Genomic DNA, 14,823 nt, shown 5'->3' with positions numbered 1-14,823 from the left:
GTGACAGCCGCCCATAATCGGCTTCCCATGAACTTGCGTTTCGTGGAGGCCTTCCATTGGGCGGTGTCGCTGAAGAGCGTGACGCGTGCGGCCGAGAAGCTGCACGTCACGCAGTCGGCGCTGTCCTCGCGCATCTCGGCACTGGAAGAGGAACTGGGCGTGGTGCTGGTGGACCGGCGCGACAAGCAGTTCCGCCTGACGATTGCCGGCCAGCGCTTCCACGTGCTGGCCATCCGCCTGCTGGACGTGCAGCGCCAGCTCAAGGAGGAGATGGGCAACCACGCCAGCCGGCCGGTGGCGCTGCGCATCGGCGCCATCGAATCGGTGGTGCACAGCTGGCTGACCGGCTGGCTGCAGCAGATGCGCCGCACCCACCCCGATTTCGCGCTGGAACTCACGGTGGAAACCTCGCCGGTGTTGGTGGACCAGGTGCGCCGCGGCGCGCAGGACCTGGTGTTTGCAGCCATTCCGGCGACCGATGCGTCGGTGCGCACGCGCCCGCTGCCACCCATGCCCATGGTCTTTGTGGGCCATGCCGAGCAGCACACCAAGCCGCGCTACAGCCTGCTGGACCTGTCCTGCATCGAGCTGCTGACTTTCCAGCGCGGCTCACAGCCGCACCAGGCGCTGCTGGAGCTGTTCCAGCGCCACGGCGCGCCGCTGCCGCGGGTGCACGCGATCTCGTCGATCTCGGCCATGGTGCAACTGGTCGAAGGTGGCTTCGGCATTGCCACCCTGCCGGAGAGCGCGGCGCTGCAACTGGCACGCCGGGCACCGCTGCGCTGCCTGTTGGCCGACGCCACGCTGGCGCCGCTGCCCATCCACGCCAGCTACCGCGAGGACCCAACGTCTTCGCTGACCGAGTCGGTGCTGGACTCGGCGCAGGCCTACCTGTCGCAAGGCAGCGCAACAGCGCCAGTCGAGCCCGCAGCCTGATCGCGCTTTCCGTTCACCGTGACGGTGCCCGCTGGCAACGGGGTTTGCACCAGGATTCATCATTCAAAAATTCGATGAGGCCAACGGGAAATTTCTCGTTGGAAGCCCGGTCACCGGACTTTCACAATGCGCCGCATTCGCAGGTCTTTTGGGCCTGCAGCCAGCAAGCACCAGGAGTTGCCCATGAACGCGAGCACCGCCGCTTCCTTCTCTGCCATGACCCCGGCCGACCTCGGCCTGTCCGCGGCTTCCACCGGGCGCGACGTGCGCCTGGCTGCCCGCAGCGGCGGCTTCCTGGGCCACACCAGCGGACTCGCCGCCGAGTACGTGCAGGTCAACCTCGCCATCCTGCCGGCCGAACTGGCCGGCGACTTCCTGCGCTACTGCCAGCGCAACCCCAAGCCCTGCCCGCTGCTGGGCGTGTCCGAACCTGGCGAGTGGACGCTGCCGGATCTGGCCGAAGACCTGGACCTGCGCACCGATGTGCCGCGCTACCGCGTGTGGCGCCATGGCGAGCTGGTGGCCGAGCCTACCGACCTGCACGGCCTGTGGCGCAAGGATCTGGTGACCTTCGCGCTGGGCTGTTCGTTCTCGTTCGAGCACGCGCTGCTGGCCGACGGCATGCGCCTGCGCCATGTGGACGAGGGCCGCAACGTGGCCATGTACCGCACCAACATCCCGACGCGTGCCGCCGGCGTCTTCCATGGGCCGATGGTGGTCACGATGCGGCCACTGAAAGCCGCCGATGCGATCCGCGCGGTGCAGATCACCACCCGCACGCCCGAAGTGCACGGCGCGCCGGTGCACCTGGGCGACCCGGCCCTGATCGGCATCCGCGACATCATGCAGCCAGACTATGGCGACGCCGTCGAGATCCGCAGCGACGAGCTGCCGGTCTTCTGGGCCTGCGGCGTCACGCCGCAGGCGGCCATCGCCGCAGCCAAGCCCGCGTTCTGCATCACCCATGCGCCCGGCCACATGCTGGTGACCGACAGGCTCAACCAACAGCTCGGCCGCAGTTAGGCCGCAGTCAGGCTGCAGTAGGCCAAATTCAGGTCTCTCTTTTCTCTTGCCGGCACCCCTGGGCTGCCGGCCGTGCCCGAAGTGGCAGGTGTTGTCCCCCCGCGGCGGTCTGGCCAGGGCCGCGGCGGGATGTCACGCGCCGCAATCCCGCCCCACCCACGCATCTCCACATACAGGCAGGACCCCAACCATGTGGCTCAAGCACACCAGCGCCGCCGAGCGGCGCACCCTCGTTGCCACCTTCGCCGGTTACGGCGTTGACGGCTTCGATTACATGATCTACACCTTCCTCATCCCCACGCTGCTCGCGGCCTGGGGCATGAGCAAGGCCGAGGCCGGCTATATCGCCACCGGCGCGCTGCTCACTTCCGCCGTGGGCGGCTGGGCCGCAGGCGTGCTGGCCGACCGCTACGGCCGCGTGCGCGTGCTGCAGTGGACGGTGCTGTGGTTCGCCAGCTTCACCTTCCTCAGCGGCTTCACCTCGTCCTTCGGCCAGCTCTTCTTCACCCGCGCCATGCAGGGCTTCGGCATGGGCGGCGAATGGGCCGTGGGCTCGGTGCTGATTGCCGAAACCATCTCGGCCAAGCACCGCGGCAAGGCCGCCGGGCTGGTGCAAAGCAGCTGGGCGGTGGGCTGGGCCGCCTCGGCGCTGGCCTTCTGGGGCCTGTACTCGGTGCTGCCGCCGGAAACCGCCTGGAAGCTGCTGTTCTGGATCGGCATCATTCCCGCGCTGCTGATCCTCTACATCCGCCGCAACCTGGACGAGCCGGCGGTCTACCGCGCCGAGCAGGCCCGCCGCCGCAGCACCGGTGACCGCGCCAACTTCCTGCGCATCTTCCATCCCTCGCTGCTGCGCACCACCGTGCTGGCCAGCCTGCTGGCCACCGGCATGCAGGGCGCCTACTACTCGGTCACCACCTGGCTGCCGACCTTCCTGAAGACCGAGCGCCACCTCTCGGTGCTGGGCACCAGCACCTACCTGCTGGTGCTGATCGGCGGCTCGTTTGCCGGCTACCTTACCAGTGCCTGGCTGAGCGACGCCATTGGCCGCCGCCGCTGCTTCATGCTGTTCGCCGCGATGGGTGCCGTGCTGGTGCTGAGCTACACCCAGATCCCCATCACCGACGGGCTGATGCTGGTGCTGGGCTTCCCGCTGGGCTTCTTCCTCTCAGGCATCTTTTCCGGCATGGGCGCCTTCCTGTCCGAGCTGTTCCCCAGCGACGTGCGCGGCTCCGGCCAGGGCTTTACTTACAACGTGGGCCGCGCCATCGGCGCCATCTGCCCGGCCCTGATCGGCCAGCTCAGCAGCAGCATGCCGCTGGGCCAGATCCTGGGCTGGATGGCAGCGGGCTGCTACGCGCTGGTGATCCTTGCCGCGCTGGTGCTGCCCGAGACCCGTGGACGCGAGCTTTCTGCGGGCAGCGAAGCGCCGAAGGACGGGTCCGCCGACGCGCCGCGTGCCAATCGTCTGGCTGCTTGATCGCCAACGCCCATTGCATTCCCTGGCGGGCCGCGCAGGCGGTCCCGAACAAGACATGACTGAAAACTTGACCTCCTCCGACCGCTGGCAGTTCTGGATCGACCGTGGCGGCACCTTCACCGACCTGGTTGGCCGCGCGCCGGACGGCACGCTGCACACGCTCAAGCTGCTCTCCGAGAACCCCGAGCAATACCGGGACGCCGCGGTCGAAGGCATTCGCCGCCTGCTGGGCCTGCAGCCTGGTGAGCTGATCACGCCCGAGCGTGTCGAATGCGTGAAGATGGGCACGACGGTGGCCACCAATGCGCTGCTGGAGCGCAAGGGTGACCGCACGCTGCTGGTCACCACACGCGGCTTCCGCGACGCGCTGCGCATTGCCAGCCAGGCCAGGCCCAAGCTGTTCGACCGCCACATCCAGCTGCCCGAGCTGCTGTACGAGCAGGTCATCGAAGCCGACGAGCGGGTGGGCGCGCAAGGGCAACTGCTGCAGCCGCTGGACCTCGCCGCACTGCGCCCGAAACTGCAGGCCGCCTTCGACAGCGGCCTGCGCGCCTGCGCCATCGTCTTCCTGCACGGCTACCGTTCCCCGGCCCACGAGCAGGCCGCGCAGGCGCTGGCGCGCGAGATCGGCTTCACACAGGTCTCGGCTTCGCACGAAGTCAGCCCGCTGATGAAGCTGGTGCCACGCGGCGACACGACGGTGGTCGACGCCTACCTCAGCCCCATCCTGCGCCGCTACGTGGAGCAGGTCGCGGGGCAGATGCCGGGTGTGCGGCTGTTCTTCATGCAAAGCTCCGGTGGCCTCACGGAGGCGCACCGCTTCCAGGGCAAGGACGCGATCCTCTCGGGCCCGGCCGGCGGCATCGTCGGCATGGTGCGCACTGCGCTGGCCGCGGGCCACGAGAAAGTCATCGGCTTCGACATGGGCGGCACGTCCACCGATGTGAGCCACTTCGCCGGCGAGTTCGAGCGTGCCTTCGACACCGAGGTGGCCGGCGTGCGCATGCGCGCGCCGATGATGAGCATCCACACGGTGGCGGCCGGTGGCGGCTCGGTGATTCGCTTCGACGGCGCACGGCTGCGCGTCGGTCCGGAGTCCGCCGGTGCCAACCCCGGCCCGGCCAGCTACCGCCGCGGCGGCCCGCTGGCCACGACCGATGCCAACGTGATGCTGGGCCGCATCCAGCCCGAGTTCTTCCCGCGCGTGTTCGGCCCCAAGGCCAACCAGGCGCTGGACCGCGAGGTCGTGCAGCAGCGGTTTGCCGAAATGGCCGCCGCGATGACTGGCGCGACAGGCCAGGTCGTCAGCGCCGAGCAGGCCGCGGCCGGCGCGCTGCAGATCGCCGTCGGCGCGATGGCCAATGCCATCAAGCGCATTTCGGTGGCGCGCGGCTACGACGTGACCAGCTACACGCTGCAATGCTTTGGCGGCGCCGGAGGCCAGGCCGCCTGCCTGGTGGCCGATGCACTGGGCATGACGCGCATCCTCGCGCATCCGTTCGCCGGCGTGCTCAGTGCCTACGGCATGGGCCTGGCCGACCAGATCGCGATGCGCGAAGCCTCGCTGGAGCAGGCGCTGGACGCTGCCGGTCTGGCGCAGGCCCGCGCGCTTGCCGAGCGACTGCGCGAGCAGGCCGCGCAGGAGCTGGTCACGCAAGGCGTGGCAGCTGAAGCCGTGCAGGCCGTGGCGCGCGTGCAGGTGCGCTACCAGGGCACCGACACGACGCTGCCTTGCACGCTGGCCGCGCACGTCGGCAGCGAAGCCGCCATTGCCGCGATCCGCGCCGAGTTCGAGCGCGGCTACCGCCAGCGCTACGCCTTCCTGATGCCGGACCGCACGCTGGTCATCGAGTCCGTCAGCGTTGAATGCCTGGCTGCAGGCGAGCGGCCAGAAAGTGCACCCGCCGCCGCGATGGCCGTGGCGCACCAGCCCGCGCCGCGCGCCCGCATCCGCATGTACTGCCTGGCAGACGAGCGGCCCGCCGGCTGGCGCGAGGCCGAACTGCACCAGCGCGAAACGCTGGCCGCTGGCGCGCTGGTCACCGGCCCGGCGGTGATCGCCGAGAAAAACGCCACCACGGTGATCGACCCTGGCTGGCAGGCCAGCCTCAGCGCCCAGGGCGAGCTGCTGATCCAGCGCATTCGCCCGCGTGCTGCCCTGCGTGCGGCTGGCACCGTGGCCGATCCGGTGATGCTGGAGGTCTTCAACAACCTGTTCATGAACATTGCCGAGCAGATGGGCCTGCGGCTGCAGAACACCGCCTACTCGGTCAACATCAAGGAGCGGCTGGACTTTTCCTGCGCGCTGTTCGACCCGCAAGGCCAGCTGATTGCCAACGCGCCGCACATGCCGGTGCACCTGGGTTCGATGAGCGAGTCGATCCGCTCGGTGGTCGAGCGTAACCCCGAGATGCGGCCGGGCGACGTGTACGTGCTGAACGACCCGTACCATGGCGGAACCCATCTTCCCGACATCACTGTCGTCACGCCGGTGTACCTGGCCGAAGCCGACGTGAAGCCCAGCTTCTACGTTGCCTCGCGCGGTCATCATGCCGACATCGGCGGCACCACGCCGGGCTCGATGCCGCCGTTCTCGCAAAGCATCGAGGAAGAGGGCGTGCTGATCGACAATTTCCAGCTGGTCGAACGCGGCCGGCTGCGCGAGGCCGAGCTGGTCGCGCTGCTGCAGTCCGGCCCGTACCCCAGCCGCAACCCGGCGCAGAACCTGGCCGACCTGCGGGCGCAGATCGCGGCCAACGAGAAGGGCGTGCAGGAGCTGAAGGCGATGGTGGCGCAGTACGGCCGCGAGACGGTGCTGGCCTACATGCAGCATGTGCAGGACAACGCCGAGGAATCGGTCCGCCGCGTGATCACCGCCTTGAAGCCCGGATCGTTCACGCTGCCGATGGACAACGGCGCCGAGATCCGGGTGGCGGTGACGGTGGATGCGAAGCAGCGCTCGGCCCGGGTCGACTTCACCGGCACCAGCGCGCAGCAGCCCAACAACTTCAACGCGCCCAGGTCCATCACCATGGCTGCCGTGCTCTATGTGTTCCGCACGCTGGTGGACGACGCCATTCCGCTGAACGCCGGTTGCCTGAAACCCATCGAAGTCATCGTGCCCGAGGGCTGCCTGCTGAACCCGCGCTTCCCGGCTGCCGTGGTGGCCGGCAACGTGGAGACCTCGCAGTGCGTCACCAATGCGCTGTACGGTGCGCTGGGCGTGATGGCCGCCAGCCCCTGCACGATGAACAACTTCACCTTCGGCGACGACGAGCACCAATACTACGAGACCATCTCCGGCGGTTCCGGCGCGGGGCCGGGTTTCGCCGGCACCAGCGTGGTCCAGACCCACATGACCAACTCGCGGCTGACCGACCCCGAAGTGCTGGAATTCCGCTTCCCGGTTCGGCTGGATGCCTACGAGATCCGCTCCGGCACCGGGGGCACCGGCCAGTGGAACGGCGGCGATGGTGGCGAGCGCCGCGTCCGCTTCCTGCAGCCGATGACGGCGTCCATCCTCAGCAATGGCCGCACGCATGGCGCGTTTGGCATGGCTGGTGGCCAGCCTGGCGCGGTGGGGGAGAATTTCGTGCAGCGGGCCGACGGGCGCACGGAGGTGCTGGGCCACATCGGGCAGGTGGAGATGGGCGTGGGCGATGTGTTTGTGATCCGCACGCCGGGCGGTGGCGGGCATGGCCAAGCCAGCCGCCAAGCAAAGGCAGCGGGCCAAGCGTGAATTGATGCCGCCGATGGCCCCGGAATAGGGCGCTTACGGATGGCCCGAAGGGGCTGGGCGGCTGATGATGGACCGGCGGGCCGCTGTTCCGGGCCCGCGGAGAGGCGTCCATGTACGGATTGGTCAACCAGGGCCTGGAAGATTTCGTGGTCCAGCGGTTCGGCGGCGACACCTGGCGGCAGGTTCTGCAGCGGGCCGGCGTGGCACAGGAGATGTTCATCTCGATGGACAGCTACCCCGACGAGTTGAGCTTCAAACTCGTCGGTGCCGCCAGCGAGTTGCTGGGCATGGATGCCGATGCCCTGCTGGAAGCCTTCGGCCAGCACTGGGTGCTCTACACCGCGCAGGTCGGCTACGGCGAGATGCTGGCGATGGCCGGCTCGGACCTGAAGACCTTCCTGCTCAACCTCGACACCCTGCACAGCCACGTCGGCATGACCTTTCCCGACTTGCGGCCGCCATCGTTCGAGGTCGAGTCGCTGCCAGCAAGCGAGCAGGGTCTGCTGCTGCATTACCGCAGCGAGCGCCAGGGCATGGCGCCGATGGTGATCGGCCTGATCGAGGGCCTGGGGCAGCGCTTCAGGCAGCCGGTGACGGTGCGGCAGATCGCGTTCCGAGGGCCGCAGGACCACGACGTCTTCCGCATCGAGTACATCGAGGTGCCCGCACACCCGGCCGCGTGATGTCGGCTGCCTCGCTGAACCTCACGCCGGCGCAATTCGCTGCAGCGTTTCCTTTCCACATGGTGCTGGACCGGCAGCTTCGGTTGCTGCAGGTCGGCACAGTGCTGGGCCGCGTCTGCCCGGAGATGGTGCCGGGCGCGGCGTTGGCGCAGCAGTTCAGGCTGGTGCGGCCGGTGCTGGCCCTGGTGGATTTCGAGGCCATCGCCGCGCGCGAGAAGGCGCTGTTTGTGTTCCGCCACCGAGAAGGGTTGCTGCAACTGCGCGGCGAGATGGTGGTGCAGGGCGAGCAGGTGTTTTTCCTCGGCTCGCCCTGGGTGGGCGCCATGGCCAGCCTGCGCCGCATCGGCCTGACGCTGAACGACTTCGCGGTGCACGATCCGGTGGTCGACCTGCTGTTCCTGCTGCAGACCAAGGACAAGGCGCTGGCCGATGCACAGGAGCTTTCCCGCCGGCTCAGCGCGCAGAAGGACAGCCTGAATGCCGCGCATCTCGCGGCCGAGGTGGCGGTGGCCGCCAGCCGCACCAAGAGCGAATTCCTGGCGGTGATGAGCCATGAGATCCGCACGCCGCTCAATGGCGTGCTGGGCATGCTGCAGTACCTGCTGGCCAGCGACCTGCGGCCCGACCAGCGGCTGTGCGCCGAGACGGCCGCGCGCAGCGGCAAGACCCTGCTCAGCATCATCAACGACATCCTGGACTTCTCCAAGGTCGAGGCCGGCAAGCTGGAGCTGGAGCAGATTCCGCTGGACCCGCAGCAGCTTGCGCAGGAAGCCGTGGAACTGGTGGCCTTCCAGGCGAGCGACAAGGGCCTGGCACTGGCCTGCGAGGTGGCGCCCGGCGTGCCGCAGCTGTTGCTGGGCGACCCGGGCCGCATCCGCCAGGTGCTGGTCAACTTCCTGGCCAACGCGATCAAGTTCACCCGCGCCGGCCAGGTGACGCTGCGTGTTGGCCTGGTGGCAGAGACCGACACGCACGCCACCTTGCGGCTGGAGGTGCAGGACACTGGCATCGGCATCGAGACGGTGCGGCAGCAAAGCATTTTCGAGCCCTTCACGCAGGCCGATCTGTCGACCACGCGCCAGTACAGCGGCACCGGCCTGGGCCTGGCGATCTGCCGCAAGCTGGCCGAGCTGATGGGCGGCGAGGTGGGCCTGCAAAGCCAGGCCGGCCAAGGCAGCAGCTTCTGGCTCACGGTGAGCCTGGAGAAGGCAAGGCAGGAGGACGGGCCGGCCGCCTTGCCGCTGAAGCTGCCCAGCCGCTTCTCCGGCCACCTGCTGCTGGGCGAAGACGATCCCGTCAACCAGCAGATCGCGATGCTGCACCTGGCCGCGCTCGGGCTCACGGTGGATGTGTTCGGCAACGGCGCGGACGCGATGCAGGCCGCCGCGCACGGCGGCTACGACATGGCGCTGATGGACTTGCGCATGCCGGTGATGGACGGCCTCACCGCCTGCCGCGCCATTCGCCAGTTGCACGGGCCGGCAGGCCGGTTGCCCATCATCATCTGGACCGCCAGCATGCTGGATGTGGACCAGCAGCGCATCACCGAGGCCGGCGCCAATGGCGTGCTGGGCAAGCCGTTCGAGCTGGATGCGCTGAAGCGCGTGCTGGCCCGCTTCCTGCCGGCGGACGGTGCCGCCTCATGAGAAAACGCAGGGCCGCCCCAAGTTTTCTCATCCCCCTCGGGGGGCCTCACGCGAAGCGGCAGGTCTGGGGGCGCTCCGCTCATCAGGCACCGAAATCCGCATAAGGTCGCGCGAGGACGCTTCATCAAGACAGGCGATCCCGCCGTCTCGACGCCTTCACACCGCCGCAGTAAGCTCGTCGCAGAGGATGTCGATCTGCAGTACGTGGCGCGCGCTTTCGCGTCTGGATGCATGGAGAGGAACCTCAGCATGTCTCAGCCTTCCGCAGTTCAATCCCGGACCCCGCAACACTTCCTGCGCGACAGCAAGATCAGCGCACCGCAAGCCGACCTGCTGCACGGCGCGCACGCCAGGCACGTCGCCGAGCTGGCTTCCAGCCAGGCCGGCTGGCATGGCTCGGACGACATCGAAACCCTGGTCGGCCTGGCCGGCGATTTCCTGTGGTCCGAAAACCCGTTTGCGATCGCGCGCATCAGCTTCGTGTTCGACGCCGGCCACGTCGGCAGCCAAGGCAGCTACCAGATCATCAACGGCCTGCTCACGGTCGAAAAAGGTGCCTTTTACAGCGTGCCGAACAACCCGGCCATCGGCTGGGCCGCCATCTCGCTGGCGCCCTCCGGCTCCTCCGAGCTGCGCTCATTTGTCGTCGCCGGCATGTTCACCGACGCCAACTGGACCATCGAAACCCTGATGCTCCAGAAACTCGGCCCCAGCGGCCCGCTGCTGCCGCCGTTCTCGGCGGTGCGCCTGGCCTGAGGCGCTTGTGCCTCAGTCGGCACGCGTGTAGCCGGCCTCTCGCTGCGACCTGATCGCCAAGACCAGGATCAGGTCGTCCCCTTCCTGGTAGCGGTACAGCGCGACGTAGCCTCGCGTGCGTTTGCCGATCACCAGCTCACGCAGGCCGCTGGTGGTCAGGCGGCCAATCATCGGATGCTGGGCCAACACGTCCAGCGCCGAAATGATCTCGTCCGCCCTGTCGTCGAGGTCACTGCCTTCGTGCGCTTCCAGGTGGGCGACGATGCGTTCGAGGTCCTCGATGACCTCTGGCGCCAGCTTGACCGCCGTCACTTCTTGCCGCGCCTTGCCTGCCCAGCCGTCGTGCGTGTGCGGGACTTCAGCCAGCTGCGCGCGTCCGCCCAGTCCAGTGCGTGCCCGGTGGCTTGCACGGTCGCTTCGCGGGTGAGCGCTTCGGCGACAAAGCTGGCTTGCTGCTCGGCCCGCTCTGCCTTTTCCGCAATGGCTTCGAGGATGAAACTGTGCGGTGTCATGTCGGCCTGCTCCGCGGCCTTCTGCACGCGCTGCTTCAAGGGATCAGGCAAACGGATCGTCGTGGTGGACATGGCGTTTCCTTAGGGTTGAAGTGAATGTAGCACCTGTGTGCTACACGGCTTGCGTGACCACAGCTGCCCGGCACCTTCGCTGTTCTTGCCTCCTGTCAATGGTCGGAATGAGGATGCAGCGGAGGGCGTGGGCGCCTGAGCAGCGCTTGCGCGCTCCACAATCCGCGCAGGGTCGGGAATCCAAGGGAGCTGGGGTCAGATGTCACGTCACGAAAAGGCGCATGCGATAGCCGAGGCCAGGATCCAGCACGCATTGGCCACCCAGGCAAGCAGCCTGTCATTGCACGGGCTGCGCATCAGCGACCTGCCACGCAGCATCGAACGCCTGGCTGCAAGTCTGAGAGAACTGGATCTGGGCGATTGCAGGTTTCTGCGCGATATCACGGCGTTGTCCACGTTGACGGGCCTGCAGACGCTGAACCTGAGGGGGGGCTACCAGCTTAGGGATGTGACAGCGCTGGCGGAGTTAAGCGGCCTGCAGGCGCTGAACCTGAGTGGGTGCGATCAGCTCACGGACATGACGGTGCTGGTGGGGCTGAGTGGCCTGCACACGCTGGACGTGAGTCGATGCTACCGGCTCAATGAAGTGACGGCGCTGGCGGGACTGGGTGGTCTGCACACGCTGGACATGAGTTGGTGCTACGGGCTCACTGAAATGACGGCGCTGGGGGGACTGAGCGGCCTGCAGACGCTGAACCTGAGTGGATGCGGCCAGCTCACGGACTTGATCACGCTGGCGAGGCTGAGCAGCCTGCAGACGTTGAACCTGAGTCGATGCAATCAGCTCACGGAAGTGCTGGCGCTGGCGGAGCTGAGGGGCTTGCAGACGCTGAACCTGAGTGGGTGCCACCAGCTCACAGACGTGACGGTGCTGGCGGAGCTGAGGGGCCTGCAGACGCTGAACCTGAGTCGATGCAATCAGCTCACGGATGTGACGGTGCTGGTGGAGCTGAGGGGCCTGCAGGCGCTGAACCTGAGTGGGTGGGATCAGCTCACGGACGTGACGGTGCTGGCGGAGCTGAGGGGCCTGCAGACGCTGAACTTGAGCTGGTGCAATCAGCTCACGGAAGTGCTGGTGCTGGCAGAGCTGAGTGGCCTGCAGACGCTGAACCTGAGTGGGTGCGATCAACTCACGGACGTGACGGTGCTGGCGGAACTGAGTGGCTTGCAGACGCTGAACCTGAGTGGGTGTGATCGTCTCAAGGACGTGACGGTGCTGGCTGAATTGAGGGGCTTGCAGACGCTGAACCTGGGGTGGTGCAATCAGCTCACGGACGTGACGGTGCTGGCGGAGCTGAGCGGCCTGCAGAGGCTGAACCTGAGTGGGTGCAATCAGCTCACGGATGTGACGGCGCTGGCGGGAATGAGCGGCCTGCAGACTCTGAACCTGAGTTGGTGCAATCAGCTCACGGACGTGACGGCGCTGGCGGGAATGAGCGGCCTGCAGACGCTGAACCTGAGTGGGTGCGATCAGCTCACGGACGTGACGGTGCTGGCGGAGCTGAGGGGCCTGCAGACGCTGAACATGAGTGAGTGCGATCAGCTCACGGACGTGACGGCGCTGGCGGGGCTAAGCGGCCTGCAGACGCTGGACCTGAGTCTATGCGGTCAGCTCAAGGACGTATCGGCACTGGCCGGGCTGGACGAACTGGCAAGCCTCAAGCTTTTCGGCACCCATCTGAGCGGCTTCGTCCCTGCATTCCTGGCGACGAACTGGCCCATGCTGCGTGAGCTGATGGTCGATTCGTTGGCAGCCGTGCCGCGCGAACTGTTGTCTTCAAGCCAATCGCAAAGTTGGGGAGGCGATTCCTGTCTGATGACCGTGGTCGACTGGCAGGCCGATCTGGACACCCATGGCAGTGTGCCCATTGACGAGGTGAAGCTCTTCGTGCTGGGCAATGGCCGGGTGGGCAAGACCCAGGTGAGCCGGCGGTTGTGTGGCGAAGCCTTCGACCCGGCGGTGCCAAGCACCCATGGCGTGGTGGTGCGCCATTTCGAGCTGCCTCAGGCTCCTGCTCGCCCATCAGAGCAGGCGGCGCGTGAGGTGCAGCTCTGGGACTTTGGTGGGCAGGATTTGTTCTTGGGCACCCACAGCCTTTTCTTGGATGACCGCGCGCTTTATCTCCTGTTGTGGCACCCGGGCGCCGAGAGCGAAATGCCGGTGCTGGACAGCGGCCTGTGGATGCCCTCGCACCGGCTGGGCTACTGGCTGGACTATGTGAAGGCGGTGGCGGGGCCGCAGACGCCGGTCATCGTGGCGCAGGCGCAGTGCGACGAAGAGAGCCAACTCGTGGAGCCGCCGGTGCCGGCCGACCATGGCTTCGGGTGGTTGCGGCGCAGCGCTTGCAGCGCGAAGCTGGAAGAGGGGCTGGATCGCTTGCTGCCGGAATTGCGGGCGGGGGCCAAGCTGCTAGCCGAGCGGCATGGGGAGATCCTGATCCCACGCAACTGGGCCGCGCTGGGCGGCAAGCTGCGGGAGATGGGTCAGGCGCAGAAGGTGTTGGCACTGGATGCGTTTGACGCGATGTGTCGGGAACACGGCGTCAGCGCGCCGCGCACCTTGCTTGGCTACCTGCATCAGTCAGGGCAGGTGTTCTGGCGCGCTGACGTGTTTGGCGGTGCCGTCATCCTTGACCAGGCATGGGCCTTGGAAGGCGTCTACGCGCTTTTGCATCGGCAAAAGGTCTTGCCTACGCTGCGCCGCCAAGGCGGGCTGTTCACGCCGGAGCTTTTGGCTGCCTTGCTGTGGGACGGGGAATACGACGCCAGCGAGCAGGCGCACTTCCTGAGCCTGATGCAGGCCTGCAGGGTTTGCTTCAAGGTCGGCGACGGGCACTACATTGCCGCGGATTGCCTGCAGGAGCGCGCAGCGATGGCGAGCGAGGAGCAGGCGGTATGGCGCGGTGCGGAGCCCGATGCGGAAGTGCGGCTGCGCTACCCGTTGCTTCACGGTGGCTTGCAGCGTACGGTGCTGTGCGAAATGGGCGAGAAGGCGGGGCCGAATGCCGTGTACTGGCGATATGGCCTGTGCTATCACGACGCCAAGGCGCGGGTAACGGTGCGCCTGTCTTCCGAGCCGGGTGAAGACGCAAGGCGGCGGGGCGCGATGGTGTTGCAGGTCAGCGGCCCTGAGGCCTCAAGCCATGCGGGCGATCTGATCAACGCGCTGCTGGGAGAGGTTCGCCTGGGGCAGAAGCCCGAGGTTCAATGGATGAAAGGGCAGGCGGTCATGGACAAGGCCGACAAAGCGATGGGTGGCAATGAGGCCGAGGAGAAGGCAGCGCTGGTGAATGCAGCGCCCTTGCCCAGTGGTGTGGCAGCCACGAAGAAGAAACCGGTGGTCTACGTTTCCTATGCCTGGGGCGGAGACAGCGATGCGACCGTGGATGGCCTGCAGGCAGCGCTGGCGCCGTGGGTAGAAGTGCATCGCGACAAGGACAGGCTGCGCAACGGCGACAGCATTCGGCAGTTCGAGGAAGAGATTGGCCGCGGGCTGTGCGTGATCGTCGTGCTCAGCGCGAAGTACATGCGCTCTGTGGACTGCATGCGGGAACTGGGATTTGTGTGGGAGCGTGCGCAGCGCAATGCGGAGCGGTTCGCGGAACGGGTTGTCCCTGTCGTGCTGGACGATGCTGGCATCAGCCGAATGACGCAGCGCCTCGAACATGTGATTCACTGGCGTTCAGAAATGACAGCCTTGGAGGCACTCGTGGCCGAGATCGGCCCGGTGGACTGCGGGCAAAGCACGACGCAGCAACTGCAGGACATTCGAACCTTCACGGTGCATTTGGCAGACGCGCTGAATGCACTTGCAGACAGGGTGGTGCCGCGCGGGTGCGAAACCTTGGCTGCAGCGAGCTACGAGCCTGTGCTGGAACTGATCAAGCGGCGCTTGAGCCTGGGTTGAACACGCCATGAAAAAGGCCTGCCAGGTTTGCCTGGCAGGCCTTTTGGTTTCAGGCGCCCGAGGGTGGCG

Annotated in this window: 10 protein-coding genes; 8 read left to right on the top strand and 2 right to left on the bottom strand. The window is 67.1% G+C overall.

Annotation, left to right across the window (positions count from 1 at the left end):
- Window positions 1-27: 27 nt before the first annotated feature.
- The 7 genes from AC3WR5_RS02460 to AC3WR5_RS02430 all read left to right on the top strand — a co-directional run bounded on the left by AC3WR5_RS02460 (window position 28) and on the right by AC3WR5_RS02430 (window position 10,263).
- The gene (locus AC3WR5_RS02460; protein WP_492481576.1) at window positions 28-936 is read left to right on the top strand and encodes a LysR family transcriptional regulator; all 909 of its coding nucleotides are present in this window, start codon (window positions 28-30) and stop codon (window positions 934-936) included.
- Window positions 937-1,119: 183 nt separating this feature from the next.
- Complete coding sequence (locus AC3WR5_RS02455; protein ID WP_492481574.1) at window positions 1,120-1,959, top strand: putative hydro-lyase; 840 nt, start codon at window positions 1,120-1,122, stop codon at window positions 1,957-1,959.
- A gap of 190 nt (window positions 1,960-2,149) precedes the next feature.
- Window positions 2,150-3,439: an MFS transporter gene (locus AC3WR5_RS02450; RefSeq protein ID WP_492481572.1), complete on the top strand. Its 1,290-nt coding sequence runs from the start codon at window positions 2,150-2,152 to the stop codon at window positions 3,437-3,439.
- A gap of 67 nt (window positions 3,440-3,506) precedes the next feature.
- On the top strand, window positions 3,507-7,178 hold the full coding sequence (locus AC3WR5_RS02445) for a hydantoinase B/oxoprolinase family protein (RefSeq protein ID WP_492481570.1): 3,672 nt from the start codon (window positions 3,507-3,509) through the stop codon (window positions 7,176-7,178).
- A gap of 110 nt (window positions 7,179-7,288) precedes the next feature.
- Complete coding sequence (locus AC3WR5_RS02440) at window positions 7,289-7,861, top strand: heme NO-binding domain-containing protein (protein ID WP_141286140.1); 573 nt, start codon at window positions 7,289-7,291, stop codon at window positions 7,859-7,861.
- Complete coding sequence (locus AC3WR5_RS02435) at window positions 7,861-9,507, top strand: ATP-binding protein (RefSeq protein WP_492481568.1); 1,647 nt, start codon at window positions 7,861-7,863, stop codon at window positions 9,505-9,507. The genes AC3WR5_RS02440 and AC3WR5_RS02435 overlap by 1 nt, the downstream gene beginning before the upstream one ends.
- A gap of 249 nt (window positions 9,508-9,756) precedes the next feature.
- Window positions 9,757-10,263 (top strand): hypothetical protein, encoded by a 507-nt coding sequence (locus tag AC3WR5_RS02430; protein ID WP_492481566.1) that lies wholly within the window; start codon window positions 9,757-9,759, stop codon window positions 10,261-10,263.
- Between the two features lie 12 nt (window positions 10,264-10,275).
- Here AC3WR5_RS02430 and AC3WR5_RS02425 read toward each other — a convergent pair whose 3' ends face one another.
- Window positions 10,276-10,575, bottom strand: a complete 300-nt coding sequence (locus AC3WR5_RS02425; protein ID WP_141286146.1) for a type II toxin-antitoxin system RelE/ParE family toxin — start codon at window positions 10,573-10,575, stop codon at window positions 10,276-10,278.
- Complete coding sequence (locus tag AC3WR5_RS02420) at window positions 10,572-10,847, bottom strand: CopG family ribbon-helix-helix protein (RefSeq protein ID WP_492481564.1); 276 nt, start codon at window positions 10,845-10,847, stop codon at window positions 10,572-10,574. The genes AC3WR5_RS02425 and AC3WR5_RS02420 overlap by 4 nt, the downstream gene beginning before the upstream one ends.
- A gap of 199 nt (window positions 10,848-11,046) precedes the next feature.
- Between AC3WR5_RS02420 and AC3WR5_RS02415 the strand changes: the two genes are divergently transcribed.
- Window positions 11,047-14,754, top strand: coding sequence for a leucine-rich repeat domain-containing protein (locus AC3WR5_RS02415; RefSeq protein WP_492481562.1), 3,708 nt, complete (start codon window positions 11,047-11,049; stop codon window positions 14,752-14,754).
- Window positions 14,755-14,823: the final 69 nt, after the last annotated feature.

This window comes from Ideonella sp. FW305-24 (assembly GCF_058788035.1).
The sequence above is the reverse complement of the archived record's forward strand: the minus strand, read 5'-3'. Positions and strand labels throughout refer to the sequence as shown.

Coding starts and splice junctions, on each gene's coding strand:
- AC3WR5_RS02460 (WP_492481576.1), top strand. CDS start 28: ATGAACTTGCGTTTCGTGGAGGCCTTCCATTGGGCGGTGTCGCTGAAG.
- AC3WR5_RS02455 (WP_492481574.1), top strand. CDS start 1,120: ATGAACGCGAGCACCGCCGCTTCCTTCTCTGCCATGACCCCGGCCGAC.
- AC3WR5_RS02450 (WP_492481572.1), top strand. CDS start 2,150: ATGTGGCTCAAGCACACCAGCGCCGCCGAGCGGCGCACCCTCGTTGCC.
- AC3WR5_RS02440 (WP_141286140.1), top strand. CDS start 7,289: ATGTACGGATTGGTCAACCAGGGCCTGGAAGATTTCGTGGTCCAGCGG.
- AC3WR5_RS02435 (WP_492481568.1), top strand. CDS start 7,861: ATGTCGGCTGCCTCGCTGAACCTCACGCCGGCGCAATTCGCTGCAGCG.
- AC3WR5_RS02430 (WP_492481566.1), top strand. CDS start 9,757: ATGTCTCAGCCTTCCGCAGTTCAATCCCGGACCCCGCAACACTTCCTG.
- AC3WR5_RS02420 (WP_492481564.1), bottom strand. CDS start 10,847: ATGTCCACCACGACGATCCGTTTGCCTGATCCCTTGAAGCAGCGCGTG.
- AC3WR5_RS02415 (WP_492481562.1), top strand. CDS start 11,047: ATGTCACGTCACGAAAAGGCGCATGCGATAGCCGAGGCCAGGATCCAG.